At 62.4% G+C, this 17,250-nt stretch carries 18 protein-coding genes; 15 read left to right on the plus strand and 3 right to left on the minus strand.

Annotated features, from left to right (window positions below):
• Nucleotides 1-15 precede the first annotated feature (15 nt).
• The 4 genes from KJQ12_RS06835 (at nucleotide 16) to KJQ12_RS06850 (ending at nucleotide 2,227) form a co-directional block, all read left to right on the plus strand.
• On the plus strand, nucleotides 16-339 hold the full coding sequence (locus KJQ12_RS06835; RefSeq protein WP_213484011.1) for a YlaH-like family protein: 324 nt from the start codon (nucleotides 16-18) through the stop codon (nucleotides 337-339).
• Nucleotides 326-604, plus strand: a complete 279-nt coding sequence (locus KJQ12_RS06840; RefSeq protein ID WP_244860477.1) for a hypothetical protein — start codon at nucleotides 326-328, stop codon at nucleotides 602-604. The genes KJQ12_RS06835 and KJQ12_RS06840 overlap by 14 nt, the downstream gene beginning before the upstream one ends.
• An 8-nt stretch (nucleotides 605-612) precedes the next feature.
• Entirely contained in the window at nucleotides 613-1,689 is a 1,077-nt protein-coding gene (locus KJQ12_RS06845) for an LCP family protein (RefSeq protein ID WP_213484013.1), read from the plus strand.
• 85 nt (nucleotides 1,690-1,774) lie between these two features.
• Nucleotides 1,775-2,227 (plus strand): pyridoxamine 5'-phosphate oxidase family protein, encoded by a 453-nt coding sequence (locus KJQ12_RS06850; protein WP_213484014.1) that lies wholly within the window; start codon nucleotides 1,775-1,777, stop codon nucleotides 2,225-2,227.
• A 44-nt stretch (nucleotides 2,228-2,271) separates the two neighbouring features.
• On the opposite strand, the gene KJQ12_RS06855 is transcribed toward KJQ12_RS06850, so the two are convergent.
• Nucleotides 2,272-2,823 (minus strand): YhcN/YlaJ family sporulation lipoprotein, encoded by a 552-nt coding sequence (locus KJQ12_RS06855; protein ID WP_015255192.1) that lies wholly within the window; start codon nucleotides 2,821-2,823, stop codon nucleotides 2,272-2,274.
• Between the two features lie 125 nt (nucleotides 2,824-2,948).
• On the opposite strand from KJQ12_RS06855, the gene KJQ12_RS06860 reads away from it, so the two are divergent.
• Nucleotides 2,949-4,274 (plus strand): PhoH family protein, encoded by a 1,326-nt coding sequence (locus KJQ12_RS06860; RefSeq protein WP_015255191.1) that lies wholly within the window; start codon nucleotides 2,949-2,951, stop codon nucleotides 4,272-4,274.
• A gap of 97 nt (nucleotides 4,275-4,371) precedes the next feature.
• Here KJQ12_RS06860 and KJQ12_RS06865 read toward each other — a convergent pair whose 3' ends face one another.
• Nucleotides 4,372-5,496 (minus strand): coiled-coil domain-containing protein, encoded by a 1,125-nt coding sequence (locus KJQ12_RS06865; RefSeq protein ID WP_213484015.1) that lies wholly within the window; start codon nucleotides 5,494-5,496, stop codon nucleotides 4,372-4,374.
• Nucleotides 5,497-5,632: 136 nt separating this feature from the next.
• Here KJQ12_RS06865 and KJQ12_RS06870 point away from each other — a divergent pair, with 136 nt between their 5' ends.
• Nucleotides 5,633-6,799 carry an SAM-dependent methyltransferase gene (locus KJQ12_RS06870; protein WP_213484016.1) on the plus strand — a complete coding sequence of 389 codons (1,167 nt, stop codon included), beginning with the start codon at nucleotides 5,633-5,635 and terminating at the stop codon, nucleotides 6,797-6,799.
• 55 nt (nucleotides 6,800-6,854) lie between these two features.
• Here the strand turns inward: KJQ12_RS06870 and KJQ12_RS06875 are convergent, their stop codons facing one another.
• A complete protein-coding gene (locus KJQ12_RS06875; RefSeq protein ID WP_213484017.1) occupies nucleotides 6,855-7,091 on the minus strand; it encodes a DUF2626 domain-containing protein in 237 nt (78 codons plus the stop codon).
• 271 nt (nucleotides 7,092-7,362) lie between these two features.
• Here KJQ12_RS06875 and KJQ12_RS06880 point away from each other — a divergent pair, with 271 nt between their 5' ends.
• From KJQ12_RS06880 to KJQ12_RS06920, 9 genes are all read left to right on the plus strand, one after another.
• Complete coding sequence (locus KJQ12_RS06880; RefSeq protein ID WP_213484018.1) at nucleotides 7,363-7,998, plus strand: RsfA family transcriptional regulator; 636 nt, start codon at nucleotides 7,363-7,365, stop codon at nucleotides 7,996-7,998.
• A gap of 82 nt (nucleotides 7,999-8,080) precedes the next feature.
• Complete coding sequence (locus KJQ12_RS06885; protein WP_052835888.1) at nucleotides 8,081-9,100, plus strand: ketopantoate reductase family protein; 1,020 nt, start codon at nucleotides 8,081-8,083, stop codon at nucleotides 9,098-9,100.
• A complete protein-coding gene (locus KJQ12_RS06890) occupies nucleotides 9,076-9,471 on the plus strand; it encodes a DUF3397 domain-containing protein (protein ID WP_015255185.1) in 396 nt (131 codons plus the stop codon). The genes KJQ12_RS06885 and KJQ12_RS06890 overlap by 25 nt, the downstream gene beginning before the upstream one ends.
• A 169-nt stretch (nucleotides 9,472-9,640) precedes the next feature.
• Nucleotides 9,641-11,308 carry a bacillithiol biosynthesis cysteine-adding enzyme BshC gene (gene bshC / locus KJQ12_RS06895; protein ID WP_213484019.1) on the plus strand — a complete coding sequence of 556 codons (1,668 nt, stop codon included), beginning with the start codon at nucleotides 9,641-9,643 and terminating at the stop codon, nucleotides 11,306-11,308.
• A 52-nt stretch (nucleotides 11,309-11,360) separates the two neighbouring features.
• Complete coding sequence (locus tag KJQ12_RS06900; protein WP_213484020.1) at nucleotides 11,361-12,623, plus strand: adenosylhomocysteinase; 1,263 nt, start codon at nucleotides 11,361-11,363, stop codon at nucleotides 12,621-12,623.
• A 379-nt stretch (nucleotides 12,624-13,002) separates the two neighbouring features.
• The gene (mraZ, locus tag KJQ12_RS06905) at nucleotides 13,003-13,440 is read left to right on the plus strand and encodes a division/cell wall cluster transcriptional repressor MraZ (RefSeq protein ID WP_213484021.1); all 438 of its coding nucleotides are present in this window, start codon (nucleotides 13,003-13,005) and stop codon (nucleotides 13,438-13,440) included.
• A 41-nt stretch (nucleotides 13,441-13,481) separates the two neighbouring features.
• The gene (gene rsmH, locus KJQ12_RS06910; RefSeq protein WP_213484022.1) at nucleotides 13,482-14,444 is read left to right on the plus strand and encodes a 16S rRNA (cytosine(1402)-N(4))-methyltransferase RsmH; all 963 of its coding nucleotides are present in this window, start codon (nucleotides 13,482-13,484) and stop codon (nucleotides 14,442-14,444) included.
• Between the two features lie 41 nt (nucleotides 14,445-14,485).
• The gene (gene ftsL2 / locus KJQ12_RS06915; RefSeq protein WP_015255180.1) at nucleotides 14,486-14,890 is read left to right on the plus strand and encodes a cell division protein FtsL; all 405 of its coding nucleotides are present in this window, start codon (nucleotides 14,486-14,488) and stop codon (nucleotides 14,888-14,890) included.
• 9 nt (nucleotides 14,891-14,899) lie between these two features.
• Complete coding sequence (locus tag KJQ12_RS06920; RefSeq protein ID WP_213484023.1) at nucleotides 14,900-17,173, plus strand: PASTA domain-containing penicillin-binding protein; 2,274 nt, start codon at nucleotides 14,900-14,902, stop codon at nucleotides 17,171-17,173.
• The last annotated feature ends 77 nt before the right edge of the window (nucleotides 17,174-17,250 follow it).

A 17,250-nucleotide genomic window follows, 5' to 3' on the forward strand; every position in this document is an offset into this window, starting at 1 on the left:
GAAGGAGGGGAGAACATGCAGGAATGGCTGGCGGAACATATGCTGGTCTCTTACTTGCTCATCGTCGGGTTCACCATTTTTATTTTCAACAATGTATTCCGACCGGTGCGGAGGCTCCCGATTCTGAAGGAGATTCTCGTCTATGTGACGATCGCGATCGGCAGCCTGGTGCTGCTCGTCCTTCAGGTCGACAAGCTGCCGATCATCCAGTGCATGGCCGTGGCGGTCGTGCTGATGCTGATCTTGAGGCTGCGGCAGCTCTATGACCGGTGGCGGAAAGACCGCGGAAATGCGGACCGTAACGACAAGGGGCGGGATGCGGCGGATGAAGTTCGATGATGCGTTGTTCAACTGGCTGCAGATGGAGATTGTGGCTGCCGGCCGGCCGGACGACCGGGCGGCATTGGACACGAGGGATTTTTTCCTGCAGATTCTGACGGAAGATCACGGCGTGGCCGAAGTCGGCATCGCGGAGACAGACGATGATTTCGTCACCGTCGCCTACGTCCGCGAAGGCCGTCCCGGCCGATGGCGGGCGCCTCGGCAGGCGGCCGAGCAGCTGCTCATCGACATCAACGCCAATCCCAAATTCAACGAACAATAGGTGAGCGCATGAGCACGCAGAATCCGCTGCCTCCCCGCAGAGAAACCCGCCGGGCGAAGAAGCGGGAAGGCCGCAAATCACGGAAAAGATGGCTGCTCTGGGTGCTGCTTCCGCTGCTCGTGATTGCGGGGGCGGCCGCCTGGTATATCGGGGATCTGCTCGGCACCGCGAAGGAAGCGATCCGGAACATCAGCACGGATGAAGAAGAGAATGTCGAAACCACGGTCGTGCCGCCGGAACAGTCCGTGCGGGAACAGCCGATCGCGATGCTGGTGATGGGCCTCGACACGCGGGAGAAGATCGGCGGCATGAACACGGACGTTCTGATGGCGGCCGCGTTCGATCCGGAGAAGAAGCGGGCGGTGGTCGTCACGATTCCGCGCGATTCCCGGATTGACGTCGAAGGTTACTCGACCCGGAAGGCGAACGCCTATTACGCCAATTTCTATACGGCCGCCCGCAATAAAGGGCGGGATGCGAAGGAAGCCGATCTGCAAGCCCGCCGCGAAGTGAAGGAGCTGTTCGGCAAATTTTTCGGCATCCCGATCGACTATACGGCGAAGATCAATTTCAAGGGCTTCTCCGACATCGTGGACGCGCTCGGCGGCATCGAAGTGTACGTCGATCAGGACATGCGGTACAAGGATGTGGCCGGCGGCACCGACATCAACCTGAAAAAGGGATTCCAGAAGCTGAACGGCGACCAGGCGCTCGATTTCGTCCGATACCGGCAATCGAACGCCGGCACGCGCCAATCGAGCGATCTGGAGCGCAACAAGCGGCAGAGCGAAGTGGTCGGTGCGCTGGCGGACCGTCTCCTGTCGCTCGGCAGCCTCACGAAGCTGGATGATGTGATCGATGCGGTCGGCAACAATTTGTCGATCGACATGCCGGCGTCGGAGATTGAACGGATGATCGGAGTCTATTACAACATCCGCCGGTCCGACATTACGTTCATCCACCTGGACGGCAAATGGCGCAGCCCTTATGTCCATCTGGATGAGGCGAAGCTGGAGGAAGCGAAGGCCGCGCTGCTCGAAATCATGGCGCCGCGCCTTGCGCATCGGGAGGCGGCCGGCCGGTAGTAGGCCGCCCCCCGCTGTGGTATAATGAAGGCAAGATTGCACGTTTTGTGAATTCCCCATCCACGCAGCCAAGGAGGTCATGCTGGTGGCTGAAACGTTGACAGCGCTGACTGACGCGCAGTTTGCCGCCATGCAGGGCGAAACGTTCGTACTGCTGCATACCATCGACGCGGAGACCGGTTCCCCGACGACGAACGCGATTTCGTGGATTTTCGCGCCGAACCCGTCCGTGCTCCGGTTCGCCGTCGACGGGCGTTCCCGCCTTGTCGCCAATCTGAAGAACAATCCGTCCGTTGCCGTGACGCTGTTTGCCGGCGGGACGGTGCAAGCCGTCTACGGGACGGCATCGATCGTGACGGACGCGCTGGAAGGCGTGCCGTTCCGGCTCGTCTGTTTCGACATCGCGATTTCCGCGGTGCGCGACGCGATGTTCTACGGCGCGCGGCTCACGGCGCTGCCCGAGTACGAGAAAACGTACGACAAGCGCGCCGCCGACAAACTCGACGGACAAGTATTCGAAGCCATGAAGAAAGCCTAGCGACCCTGGTGGGGCCGTTAGGCTTCCTTGTTTCTTGCGGGCTGTTACAGCCGCCCGTCCGTCTTCGGCGCTTCCGTCTCCGGCGGATCTTTCAGCTCGACATCGCGCGGCAGCTGCGGCATGATCCGGCCGATGATGTCGGTCAGTTCTTCGACAAATCCGGCGACCGGATGGCCGGCCTGGATGTCGGCGCGAATCTCGCGGATCCGTTCATTCAGATCCATGTCGGCCGTGACGAAGGCGTCGATGCCGTACGGATCTTTGCGGAACGCTTCGGCGACGGAATATTTGATCGTCCCGACCCGCGAACGGTCGAGTTTCTCGTCCACATCGATGCCGACGACGGCCGTATTGCCGAATACGACGCATCGCGCGTCTTGTACGCCGGGGATGTTTTTCGCCAGCGTTTCGAGATGGCGCGCGACGGCCGCCGGATCATCGATTTCGAGTTTCTGCATCTCCTGCGCATTCCGCGTTTGCACTCCGTCGGCGCCGGGAGGAGGTGAAGTTTGCTCGTTCCCCGTCTGTCTGCCGCAGCCGGCGGCAGCCATGATGCACAGACTGACGACCAGACACCAGGCGAACCGTTTCGTCATCGCTCCGCATCCTTTCATCGCTTTTCGTTCGATATCTGTCCTTCGCGATCTGTCCTTAGCGTTGCCCCGATGTTCCGCTGATATGTATTTTCACGCTGCCATACCGACGCCGGGAGGTATCCGCGATGAAGAAAATCTACGTGCTCGACACCAATGTGCTGCTCCATGATCCGCAGGCACCGCTGAAATTCGAGGACAATGTGGTCGTTATTCCCGCCGTCGTGCTGGAAGAGATCGACGCGAAGAAACGGCTGCAGGACGAAATCGGCCGCAATGCCCGGCAAGTCTCGCGCATGCTCGACGGACTCAGGGAACGGGGACGGCTGCATGAAGGCATTCCGCTCGATCAGGGCGGCGTGCTCAAGGTCGAACTCAATCACCGCAGCTTCATCCGGCTGAAAGCCCGGTTCGGCGAGATGACCAGCGACAACCGGATGCTCGCCGTGGCGCTGAATTATCATCTGGAGGAACAGGAGAGCGATTCTCCCCGTCCGGTCATCGTCGTCAGCAAGGACGTGCTTGTCCGGGTGAAAGCGGATGTGCTCGGCCTGCCGGCGCAGGATTACCTGTCGGACCGGACCGTGTCGCCCGACGCGTTCTATACCGGGTATTCGCAGGTGTATGTCCATCCGGGGGTCATCGACGCGTTCTACACGGACCGCTCGCTTGCCGTATCCGAGCTCGGGAAGACCGTCTATCCGAATGAATTCGTCATTCTGCGAGACGAGACGGGCACGTCGAAATCGGCGCTCGTCAAGGTGTCGACCGACGGGACGCGGCTTGAGCCGCTGCGGCTCGCCGGCGATCCGGTCTGGGGCATCACCGCCCGCAACGCGCAGCAGCGGATGGCGCTGGAACTTCTGCTCAGCGACGACATTCCGCTCGTCACGCTGACCGGCCGGGCCGGCACGGGCAAGACGCTGCTGGCGCTGGCCGCGGCGCTGCACAAGGTCGAGGACGAGCGGCGGTACAAGAAGCTGCTGATCGCACGCCCGATCGTGCCGATGGGGAAGGACATCGGCTATCTGCCGGGAGAGAAGGACGAAAAGCTTCGTCCGTGGATGCAGCCGATCTATGACAATCTCGAGTATCTGTTCGATGCGAAAAAGTCGGGCGATCTTGACAAAATCCTGATGGGGCTGGGGAGCATACAGGTCGAGGCGCTGACCTACATCCGCGGCAGGTCGATTCCGGGGCAGTACATCATCATCGACGAGGCGCAGAACCTGTCCCGGCACGAGGTGAAAACGATCGTCACCCGCGTCGGCGAAGGGAGCAAGATCGTGCTGATCGGCGATCCGGAACAGATCGACCATCCGTACCTCGATTCGGTAAGCAACGGGCTGACGCTGATCGTGGAAAAGTTCAAATCGGAGTCCATCAGCGGCCATGTGACGCTGGAGAAAGGGGAGCGCTCGAAGCTGGCGCAGCTCGCGGCCGAGCGTCTGTGATCCCCGCCGCGGAGAATGACGCGCCCCGCCGCGGGCTGACCGCCCTGCAGCGGGGCACGGATGCGCGGCGGCTGCATGCCGCCCGGCCGGCGGGTTGTCATTCCGCATCGCCGCTCTGCCGGCGGCGGAGCCCGATGCGCAGCTCGACGGTGAGCACGCCGTCGTCGGCGTCGACGGCGGTGGCTCGGACCAGCGGCACGAGCAGCTGCGGATAGAAGCCGAGGTCGAACCGCCGCTCCAGTTCGCGGATCGTCGTGTCGGGCAGGGCGAAGCCGTTGAACACGATCTTCTCGGTATGGAACCGGACGACATGCTCGGGTTCGTCTTCGATGGTGTAGCTGCCGGCGATTTCCACTTCGAGATCTTCGCGCCGGCCGTATGCCGACACAACGCCGTCTTCGAAACGGAAGGCGAAAGATTCAAACAGCGGATTCTGTTCCCGGAGGAACGCGTTCAGGTCGTCTTCCGGCAGACGCACGGTGTAGGTGAAGCCCGACTGTTTCACAAGGTCTTTCCGCTCGGCGAGCCATCCGGGAAGGCTCTCCATCGCGTCCGCCAGCGCCCGGAAATGGCGTTCGACTTCGGGCAGGCCGGTATTCTCCCAGTAGGCGAGCCATTCGGCGATGAGCAGCCGGAGCCGTTCGCTGTCTCCGCTGGAATTGATGATGCCGTCCACTTCGGCACGGAGGCGGATCACCCGTTCGCGCTGCAGGCGCAGATCCCGCTCGATCTCTTCCAGCCGCTTCTCCTCCGCGATCAGCCGCTCGCGCTCATCCAGCCAGTCTTCCCGTTGCTTGCGATAGGTTTCGAGCGTAAACTTGTCATGGGACAACATTTCGTCGAGATAATCGAGCATGGCGAGCAGATCCGACAGGCTGTCGGACGAGAAGATGGCCTGAATCAGCACATCCCGCTCGCCCATGTACCAGGACCTCAGCACGTCGCCGACGCGTTCCCGGCGCAGGTCGAGTTCGGCCTCCAGTCCGGCGATGCTGTCGTTCAGCGCCTGGATCTTCCCGGCCGTCTCCTTGCGCTGGCCGGCGATCCGCTCGATCTCCTTGTCGAGCTCGGCGATGTTCAGGCTTTTCTCGAGCAGCTCGCGGACTTCCTCATCGCTCATGGCACTTTCGTCCTCGGCGAGCGCCGGCCCGGGAGCCGCTGCCCAGATGATCATAACGGCTGCCAGCAAGGCGGCGAGCCGATTTCTGCGCGGACGATGCAAGCGCTGGTCCTCCTCTCGCAGCCGGATAACACCATACGTATGCCGGACTTGTTCCCATTATAATCGGAAGGTGCGGTTTTGTCCTTCATCCGGTTTTTCCGGGAAGGAGGACGCCGTCCGGGAAAGGATGCGAACCATGACGGAACGGGATGAAACGCAAATGACGGAACTGACCGGACTTCTGATCCGGCGCATCCGGGAAGACGGGCGGACGGGATATGTCACGGATGCGGACGGGAAGCGCCGAAGCCTGCCGGCCATTCCGTTCCGCGACTACATGGCCGTCTGTCTGTATGACGAGAAGCACGGCTATTACGCCGCCGGCCCGAACCGGGTCGGCCGTGAGGGCGATTTCTACACGAGCGCCGACATCGGCGGCATTATGTCCGCCGTCCTGGCGCGCTTCGCGAGCGGGACGTTTGCGGGAAGCGGCCGGCCGCCGGTCGTCTTCGAATGGGGAGCCGGAACCGGGCGCCTCGGCATCCGGCTGCTTGAGGAATGGCGGAATATCGAGCCGGACCGGGCGGCTTCCGTCCGGTACGTGATGGCGGACAGCCACGCCGGCCATCGGGAGGCGGCCCGCCGCGGCGCCGCGGAGGCCGGATTCGCCGCATCGGTCGAAGCGCTTGCGCCGGACGAGGCGGAGGCGCGCCTGGCTGAAGCGGAGAGGCCGCTCATCCTCGCGAACGAGCTGCTCGACGCGTTCCCGTTCCGGCGCATCAAGCGGGAAGGCGGTATGCTCTGGGAGATCGGGGCGGCGTACGACGAGCGGGAAGGGCGGCTGCGCGACGCGCTGATGCCGCTGGACCAGGCGTCGCTGAACAGGCTGGAAGCGGAAGGGCTGATGCCGCTCGAAGGGCAGGAGGCCGAGTGGGGGACGGATGCGCTCGCCTGGCTGGAGCAGATGCTCGGCATCGTGCGGGCAGGCCGGATCGTGCTGATCGATTACGGCGACGTGCAGGAAGAGCTGCTCGCTCCGCACCGCATGAAGGGCACGATGCGCTGCTACCGGCGGCATGTCGTGCACGACAACCCCTACCGGTATCCCGGGGACCAGGATATTACCGCGCACGTCAATTTCACCGCGGTGATGCGAACGGCCGAACAATGCGGATGGCGGACCGCCTGGTACGGCACGCAGATGCGGTTTCTGCTCGAGGGCGGCGTGCTGGAGCTGCTCCGGGAGCACGCCGGGACGGATCCGTTCTCCCCGGAAGCGCGCCGCAACCGGGCGGTGCGCCAGCTCTTGCTCAGCGACGGGATGAGCGAATTGTTCAAGGTGGTCGTGCTCGAGCGGCCGTAAGAAACGAAAAACAGCCCCGCACGCATTGCGAGGCTGTTTTTCGTTCGCCGCCGGATCAGTACGGCATTTCCATCACGAAGACGGAATAGTACGTGAATCCGAGGAATGCGACGATCATATATCCCCAGAACGTCAATATGTAGCTGCGTTCCGACAGATTCAGGTAACCCAGCAGGATGAAGAACGCGGTCTGGAAGAAGAAGAGCAGCGCCATCTCGATCAAGCCGCCCGCGAAAGCCATCAGCCCGATCGCAAGCGTCAACACGCCGAGCACCCGGAACATGCGTGCCATATCAATATCCCCCTCTCGTTGCCACGGATCCCATAACCTATCGTCCATTATAGCGCCGCTTGCCGCCGGAGTAAACCGGGAACCTTGACGATTCGGCGAACTTTTCGTCCGCCACGCGCCGGTCCCCGTTAGCATGCCCTTCGGAACGCGGCTTCATGTATGCGCCCCGGGGATAATGGCAATACATTTGAGTATGCGATAGATTCTATGAACTCTACCAAGGGCATAGAGATAAAACAAGCGACTTATTTTGTTGGGAGGTTGTGGGTTTATGGCGGCAGTCAGACAAGACGCATGGACACCGGAGGACGATCTCATTTTGGCCGAAGTGACGCTTCGCCATATTCGGGAAGGAAGCACGCAGCTTGCGGCATTTGAGGAAGTGGGGGAGCGGATCGGGAGGACGAGCGCGGCTTGCGGGTTCCGCTGGAACAGCTGCGTGCGCAAACGCTATGAGGAAGCGATTCAGCTCGCCAAGCAGCAGCGGCAGAAGCGGAACCAGATGAAGAAGGCCGGCTCCGGGCAGCAGCTGCCGCCTCAGGGCGACCAGAGCGAACAGGCCGGGCGGATCGCGGCGGGCGTCGAGGAACCGCTGTCATTCGATGCGATCATCCGGCATTTGCGCGGCTGGCGCAACGCCTATCAGGACGCGGTGCGCCAGATCAAGTCGCTCGAGAAAGAGCTGAAGGAGCGGGATGAGGAAATCCAGGAGCTCCGCGCCAAAAACGAACAGCTGATCCGCGACATCACGAATACCAAGAGCGAATACCGCGCCGTAAACGACGACTACAGGACGCTGATCCAGATCATGGACCGGGCGCGGCGGCTGGCGGTGCTGGAGGAAGGGGAAGAAGGGAAGCCAAGGTTCAAGATGGACGCGAACGGCAATCTCGAGCGCATCGAATAAGCAGGCGCCCGCGGGCGCAACCCGAGGCATGACGGCGACCGGGCCGGGACATGCCTTTTATCGTTTTCGGGAGGATGATACAATGATCCCGAAAACGATGGGAGGGATTGGCATGCTGGTCGAGATCGCGGGCGGCGGCGCCATCGGTCTGGCCTGGGCGGTGCGGCTGGCCGCCGCCGGCGTCGGGACGCGGCTGTGGACGCGGACGCGGGAGCAGGCCGCGCTGATCCGCGAGGGAGGCGCAACGCTGGCCGTTGGCGACGGGATGGTGCGCGCGGCGCCGGATGCGCGTCCGGCCGAACCGGAAGCCGCGGCGGAGGCGGCTGCGGCGGACGCCGGCCGGGAGCGGTGGATCATCGCGGCGATGAAATCGCACCAGCTTACCGGGGAATCCGCCGTCCGCTTCTTGCGGACGCTCGCCGGCGTGGAACGTGCGCCGGTCATCTGCCTGGCCAACGGCATCGGACATATGGAATATCTCGCATCCCGCATGCCGGAGATGCCGCTCCTTCATGCCGTCACGACGGAAGGCGCGCTGCGCGAAGGGCCGGCTGCCGTCCGCCTGACCGGAGAAGGCCGGACCGTGATCGGCATGCATCCCGCGATCGGCAGAAAACGCCAAATTTTGTTGGTTGACACGCTCTCCGCGGCAGGAATTGCGGCGGTCTTGTCGAACAACATCATGGATCATGTGTACGGCAAACTGCTCGTGAATGCGGTCGTCAATCCGCTCACCGCGCTCTTCCGCGTGAAGAACGGAGAGCTGCCCGGGGATCCCGTCCGGCGCAGGCTCATGAGGGCGCTCTTTCACGAGACGCTCGCGGTGCTCAAGGCAGCCGGCATGCGGACGGACGGCGGAGAATGGGACAGGCTGCTCGACGTCATCCGGCGGACGGCGGACAACCGGTCTTCCATGCTTGTGGACGTCGAGGCGGGCAGGCCGACGGAAATTGACGCAATCAACGGCGGGGTCGCCCGGCTGGCCCGAAAAGCCGGCATCGCTGCGCCGCTCAATGAGGCGGTGGCAGCCCTGGTCGGTGCGATCGGTCCGAATGAGCCGGGGGGAGGCTTGGAGCCATGGGAGCATTATGGGAAGTCGTGAAGCAGGCTTACGGCTATTTGTCCGTTCTTCCGTTTATTCCGTTCGCTGCCGTCTATATCGGCACGTACCTTTATTCAAGGGACCGGAAGCAGTCGATTCAGCTTGCCATTGACGTGACGATGGTATTTCTGATCGGCAGCGTCTCCGGGCTGTTCAATCAACTGTTCGGCGGTTCGTTCGGATTTTACGGCATTCTGCTGGTCATGCTGATCGGCGCCGGACTGCTCGGCAACCTGCAGCACCGGACCAAGGGCAGGTTTGATCCTGTCCGCATCGTCCGGGTCGTCTGGCGGGTCGGCTTCTTCGTCCTGGCCGTCCTGTACATCATCTTTCTGATTGTCGGTCTCATTCGATCGATTGTTCAAGTATGAAGCCTCCGGATAAACGGAGGTTTTTTTTGATGCGGTCCCGTCTTCCCGGACAGCCGTTTTCCTGATACAGTGTGGATGGGTTATAATTTTGACGGTTGTTGCGCGCGTTGGTACAATCAGATGTAAACATTCACAAGCGGAGTGAGCGCGAGGAGGAACGGACGCATCCATGCACGTTCACTGTTTGACGAATTCGATCAGTTCGCCCGTCAGCGAAGCCTATGTTCGGGGAACTGATCCGGAGCTCGCCGCCCTGTTCGGCGGTCATGCCGGCGATCCGGAGGCTTGGCGCCGGAGGGCGGAGCGGCTCGAGAGGCATCGTCACGACCGCGCTGACGCGACGCGGGTCGCGGAGGCGCTTGCGGCATACAACAGGCGCATCGGCGCTTCAGGCAGGGCGCTGGCGAACATCGACCGGCTGGCGGCCGGGGCGCTGGCCGTCGTCGGCGGTCAGCAGGCCGGGCTGTTCACGGGGCCTGTCCTGGTCATTTACAAGGCGCTGTCCATCATTCATGCGGCGCGATGGGCGGAAGAGAAGACGGGACGCCCGGTGGTGCCCGTGTTCTGGATTGCCGGCGAAGACCACGACTGGCAGGAGGCGAATCACGCCTACATCGTATCGCGCGAGACGGGACTTGTGCGGATTGCGGTTGAACGGGAAGAACACCCGCGGACTTCGGTCAGCCGGACGAAGCTCGGCCGTGAGCGGATCGAGGGCGCGATCCGGTCGCTGGCCGCGTCGCTTCCCGATTCCGAGTTCAAGCCCGCGCTTCTCGACAGGATCGAAGCGTCGGCCGCGCGAGCGGAGACGCTGTCCGACTGGTTCGGCGCGCTGATGGCGGACCTGTTCGCCGAAGACGGTCTCATTCTGATGGATGCGGACGATCCGGCGATCCGGGCCGTCGAGGCGCCGATGTTCCGGCGGATGGTCGCCGAGAACGACGGGCTCGCATCGGCGTTCGCTTCGGCGGAGGAGAAGCTCAAGCGGCTCGGCTATGCCGTGCAGGCGGAGCTGCAGCCGGGCGGCGCGAACCTGTTCCTGTTCCGCGACGAGCGGTTCGGCGGCATCGGACCGGGCGCCCCGGCGGGCGAGCGGGTCATGCTTTACCGGGACGGCGAGAACTTCATCGACAAGCGGCGCACCTTTGCGCTTGGCCGCGGCGAGCTGGAGAGGCTCGCGCTGGAAGCACCGTATCTGTTCAGCAACAACGTGCTGACGCGGCCGCTGATGCAGGATTACGTGCTGCCGGTGCTGGCGACGGTGCTCGGACAGGGCGAGATCGCGTATTGGGCGCAGGTCGGCGATGCGTTCCGCGCATTCGGGATGGAGATGCCGATTATCGTCCCGCGGATGTCGTTCACGGTGACGGACGGCGCGATCCGCAAGCGGATGGAGATGTTCGGGCTGACGATGGACGATGTAAGCGAGCGGCTGGAGGAACGGAAGCGGGCCTGGCTCGCGGCGCACGACAGCCTGCCGGTGGAGCGGCTGTTCGCGGAGGCGGCGCGGCGGTTTGACGCCCTGTACGACCCGCTGATCGCGGAACTTGCCGCCGCTGACAGCGGCCTCGGTCCGCTCGGGCAGAAGAACAAGGAGAAAATCCGCGAACAGATCCGCTGGCTCGAGCAGAAGGCGCTGGAATCGCGCAACCGGCGGTACGAAGCCGACATCCGGCGGTTCGACCGCATCGGCGATTGGCTGGCGCCGGGCGGCCGGCAGCAGGAGCGGGTGCTCAATATGGCGGCGATGTGGAACGCCTGGGGCGGCGGCTGGCTGGAAGCGCTGCGTGCGGTGCCGTTTCATCCGCTCGGGGGCCATTATCGCATTGATTTGTGAGCCATAACTACAAGGGGCCGGCAGAATCGGCGCCGTGAAGGAGGTTGCCCCGTTGGGCGTTGTGGAGAGAAGCGTCATTACCGACATCCGGCTTGCGCCGGAAGGACATCTGAAGATCGACTGGGCGGCGGCGCATATGCCGGTGTTGAACCGCATCCGGGAGCGGTTCGAGCGGGAGAAGCCGTTCGCCGGACTCAAGGTCGCGATCTCGCTCCACCTGGAGGCGAAGACGGCCTATCTCGCGAAAGTGATTGCCGCCGGCGGCGCGGAAGTGGCGATCACGGGCAGCAACCCGCTGTCGACGCAGGATGATGTCTGCGCCGCGCTGGTGGAAGACGGCATTGCGGTTTTTGCGAAATACAACCCGGGGCCGGAAGAGTATAAAGAACTGCTCGTCAAGACGCTTGAGACGAAGCCGGACCTCATCATCGACGACGGCGGCGATCTCGTCGCCATCCTGCACGCCGAGCGGCAAGATTTGCTTGCGAACGTGCGCGGCGGCGCGGAGGAGACGACGACGGGCATCCTGCGCCTGAAGGCGATGGAGCGGGACGGCGCCCTCCGGTTCCCGATGGTGGCCGTCAACGACGCCTATTGCAAATATCTGTTCGACAACCGGTACGGCACGGGTCAGTCCGTGTTCGACGGCATCAACCGGACGACGAACCTCGTCGTTGCGGGCAAGACGGTCGTTGTATCCGGATACGGCTGGTGCGGCAAAGGCGTCGCGATGCGGGCGAAAGGGCTCGGCGCAAATGTCGTCGTCACCGAGGTCGACGCCATTCGCGCGGTCGAAGCCTATATGGACGGTTTCGCCGTGATGCCGATGCTGGAGGCGGCGAAAATCGGCGATATTTTCATTACCGTGACGGGGAACCGCGACGTCATCCGCGGCGAGCACTACGCCGTGATGAAAGACGGCGCTCTGCTTGCGAACGCCGGTCATTTCGATGTCGAAGTGAACAAGCCGGATCTTGAGGCGCTGTCCGTGAGCAAGCGCACGGTGCGCAAGAATATCGAGGAATTCCGGCTCAAGGACGGCCGCCGACTGTACCTGCTGGCGGAAGGACGGCTCGTCAACCTGGCGGCGGGCGACGGCCATCCGGCCGAGATCATGGACATGACGTTCGCCCTGCAGGCGATGGCGCTGAAGTATGTGAACGAGGCGCACGAGTCGATCGGCCGCCGCGTCGTGAACGTGCCGTACGAAATCGACGAGCAGGTGGCAAGGCTGAAACTCGAATCGCTGGGTTCGGCGATCGACCGGCTCAGCGACGATCAGAAGCGGTATCTGGAAAGCTGGCAGGAGCATTGAAAATCCTGCACAGCGCGATCGGTCGGGACATGGTTCCCGGCCGTTTTTTGCTTGGTCGGAACGCGGTCCCGCGGTGTGGAGCAGGACGGGCGGATTTCGGCCGAAATGGACAAAACAGACGAAAACATTTCGCTTATATTTCTGAAATCAGTCAAATTCGCAGAAAATCCGGAGATGATCCGCCGCGTCCCAGCCCGGAGCAACCGCAGTTTCCCTGAAAGACGGCACCGGCCGCCCCGGTTTTCTTAACCTCATAAAATATTAATTTCGAAAATGGCTAACGGCAGCAGGAATCTGCTGTCAGGTGGCGAATAGAACATGCTAAGTGGTGGAAAGTGGGGCATAGTGGGAAACTTGGGGGAAGGAGTGGAGCGGCCGAATGTTCATGGGTGAATACCAACATTCCATAGACGACAAGGGCCGTCTCACGATTCCTTCCAAGTTCCGCGAACATCTCGGCGTGAAATTCATCGTCACCCGCGGCCTCGACAACTGCCTGTTCGTCTATCCGTCCGCCGAGTGGAGCGTGCTCGAGCAGAAGCTCAAGTCGCTGCCGCTCATGAAGTCGGATACCCGCGCGTTCGCCCGGTTCTTTTTCTCCGGGGCGGTCGAATGCGAGCTGGACAGACAGGGCAGGGTAAATCTGCCGAATCATCTGATCGACTACGCCAAGCTCGAGAAGGAATGCGTCGTGATCGGCGTATCCAACCGCGTGGAAATCTGGAGCAAGGCGGCATGGGAAGGCTACTATCGGCAGTCTGAAGAGGCGTTCAACGAAATCGCCGAGAAGCTGGTCGACTTCGACTTCAATCTGTAGCCGGCCGGACTCGGACGAACATGCCCCGGGAGGAAAGACCTTTGTTTCATCATGTAACGGTGCTGCTTGAAGAAGCCGTGAACGGCCTCAAGGTGAAGCCGGACGGCATATACGTCGATTGCACGCTCGGCGGAGCCGGCCACAGCGAGTTGATCGCTTCGCGGCTCGGCGAAGGAGGCCGCCTGATCGCCTTCGACCAGGATGAGTCGGCGATCGAACATGCACGCGGGCGGCTCGCGCCATACATGGACCGCGTCACGCTGATCCGGAGCAATTTCCGCCACCTCGAGGAAAAGCTCCTGGAAACCGGTGTCCCGACACACGAAGGCGTGCCGCAGGTGGACGGCATCCTGTTCGACCTCGGCGTCTCCAGCCCGCAGCTGGATGAAGCCGAGCGGGGGTTCGGCTACCGGCACGACGCGCCGCTCGACATGCGGATGGATCGCACGTCCGGCCTGACGGCGGCGGACATCGTCAACGGATGGGACGAGCGGGAAATCGCGGACATCCTCGACCGCTACGGCGAGGAGCGGTTCGCCCGGAGAATCGCGAAGGCGATCGTCGAAGCCCGCAAGCGGCGCCCGATCGCCACGACCGGCGAACTGGCCGAGCTTGTGAAGGAGGCGATCCCCGCGGCGGCGCGGCGGACGGGCGGCCATCCGGCGCGGCGTTCATTCCAGGCGCTCCGGATCGCGGTGAACGACGAGCTGGGCGCAGAGGAAGACGCGCTTCATCAGGCGGTCGCCTGCCTGAAACCAGGCGGACGGGTCGCGGTCATCACGTTTCACTCGCTGGAAGACCGAATCTGCAAGCAGATTTTTGCGAAATATGTCCAGTCCTGCACCTGCCCGCCGGATTTTCCGATGTGCGTCTGCGGCGCGAGCAGCACCCTGCGGCTGGTCAACCGGAAACCGATCGAACCCGGAGCGGAAGAAATCGCGGCGAATCCGCGGGCGCGTTCGGCGAAGCTGCGGATCGCGGAGAAGCTGCCGCCCGGACCGTGAAATACGTGAATTGCGATCTGAACAAGCAAGGGGGATTGACAATGGCCTACATGCACGGCAACCTGGCCATGAAGCCGAACAAGCGGCCGGAACATAACGCTTCCGCCCAGGAAAGGCGGAAGACGGTCATCCGGCGCAAGCCGCTGCCCGTCCAGGAGAAGCTGCTGTATCTGTTCACCGTTGTCGTCTGCGTCATTACGGCCAGCGTCATCATTTTTCGATATGCGGAAATTTATCGCATGAATCTTGAAATCCGCGAACTGACGCAGCGTTACGAGCAATTGAATGTGCAGATCAAAGAACTGGAGCGGAAAGTGGAGACGCTCAGCGACCCGAACGAGATTACGGAGAAAGCGCTCGAGCTCGGCATGGTCTATCCGGAGTTCGATGACGTCATTTCGTTGCAAGTCAGCGGCGAATCGGCGCGCACGGCGATGAAAGATTAGGGTGATCACGTGATCAGGCGCATCAAGCTGAGATCCCTGGCGATCGGGGGGGTTATGACCCTCCTGTTTGTCGTTCTCGTCATCCGCATCTATGTCGTCCAGGTCGTACATGCCGAGTTCTGGCTTGCAAAAGCGAAGGAGACGTGGTCGGCATCCGAGAAGATCCCGGCGGTGCGCGGCAAGATTACCGACCGGGACGGCAATGTGCTCGCCATGGATGTCGCCGGCTATACCGTGGCGGTCAGCCCGGAGGTGCTGAACAAGCTCGGCATTGTCGACGAAGTCGTGGACAAGCTGCATGAGCTGCTCGGCAAGCCGAGGGACGAACTGTACGAAATTGCGACGAAGCGCAACGCGGAAGGCAAGTTCTTCCGCCAGCGCGAAGTGCGCAATGAAGGCTGGAAGATCGACAAGGAACTGGCCGACCAGATCTCGGCTTACCGCGAAGAGCTGAGGAACAGGATCGGGGAGAAAGAAGTCGGCATCTACCTGCTCGAAGAGCAGAAACGCTTCTATCCGAAAAATTCGCTGGCCGCGCATGTGATCGGCTATGTGAACAAGGCCGGCGAAGCGATGAACGGCATCGAGCTGTCGCTGGACGAGCTGCTGCGCGGCAAGGACGGCCGCATCAAGTACGAGCGCGACGGCAACCGCGTGCAGATTCAGAACGGGCATGTTGAAATCGATCCGGTCGTGCACGGCAAGAACGTGCAGCTGACGATTGATGCGGACATCCAGTATTACCTGGAGAAAGCGATCAAGGATACCTACGACAAGTATCAACCGAAGAGCATCACAGCGATCGCGGCCGATCCGAAAACGATGAAAATTCTCGGCATGGCGTCGCTGCCGTCCTACAATCCGAACGAGTATTGGGAGACGAAACCGGGCGCCGATTTCGACTACGCGATCAAGGGATTGTACGAACCGGGCTCGACGTTCAAGATCGTGACGCTGGCCGCGGCGGTCGAGGAAGGCGTATTCGATCCGAACGAAACCTACATGTCCGGCAGCATCCGGGTCGCCGACCAGACGATCCGCGACCACAAGCGCGAGGGCTGGGGCGAGATCACGATGCTGGAGGGGCTCAAAAAGTCCAGCAACGTCGCGTTCGTCAAACTCGGCTACGAGAAAATGGAAACCTCCACGCTGAAACGGTACATCGACGCGTTCGGCTTCGGCCAGCCGACGGGCATTCCGCTCAAGGGAGAACTGTCCGGCATGGTTGCGCCGCGCTACGCAACGGAATGGGCGACGCTCACCTTCGGCCAGGGACGGGTGCAGGTGACGCCGATCCAGCAGGTGGCGGCGGTTGCGGCCATCGCGAACGGCGGCGTGCTGATGCAGCCGCAGCTCGTGGAGAAGATCGAGGATCCGTCGGACGGCAAGGTGCAGCGCGTCGAACCGAAGGCGGTGCGCCGGGTCATCTCCGAAGAGACGGCGCGAAAAGTCGGTGAATATCTCGAACAGGTCGTCGCCGACGGAACGGGGCAGAACGCGTTCATCGAAGGCTACCGCGTCGCGGGCAAGACCGGCACGGCGCAGAAAGTCGTGAACGGGCAATACGAAGAAGGCAAGTACATCGTCTCCTTCATCGGGTATGCGCCGGTCGAAGACCCGAAGATCGTCGTCTACGTCGTCGTCGACGAACCGAACGACCCGTATGCGGGCGGCGGCTCGGTGGCGGCCCCGGTGTTCAAGGAAATTACGCTGCAAAGCCTGCGCCATCTGGGCATCGGTCCGTCGAACGCGGTGAAGGCGCTGAACACGGGCACGCGCAATGAGAAGGTGATTGCGGTGCCCGACGTGACAGAGCTCGCCGTATCGCAAGCCCGCGAGGAGCTGCGGGCACGCTCGCTCAATCTCGAAGTGGTGGGCGAGGGCACGACGGTGCTCCAGCAAATTCCGCAGCCGGGCACGAACATGTCGCTGTCGCAGCGGATCTATCTCATCACGGAGGAGCGGAGCAAGCTGCAGGTGCCCGACCTGACCGGGCTGCCGCTCCGCGACGCGCTCGAGATCTGTTCGCTGCTCGAGCTGAGCTGCCGCATCGAAGGCGAAGGTTTCGTTACCGAGCAGTCGCTGTCGGAAGAAGCCGGCGGACGGGTGCTGAGCCTGAAGCTCGAGCCGCCGGGAACGCCGGCCGTGCTTCCCGACGGCGCCGCCTCGGACGGAGACGAAGCGGAGGAAGACGGATCAACCGGAGAGGAAGGCGCATCGTCCGAAGCGGACGGCGAGCGGCAAGGCGAAACGGAGGATTCCGGCGACGGCGGAGGGGGATGAGGCCTGTTCTACTCGCGGACTCGTCCGAATAGGCTGTGAGAGAAGCGGTCCCACGCTTCGAATTCCGCCCGTTCGGA

The organism is Thermobacillus xylanilyticus (assembly GCF_907165215.1).
Lineage (GTDB): Bacteria > Bacillota > Bacilli > Paenibacillales > Paenibacillaceae > Thermobacillus > Thermobacillus xylanilyticus.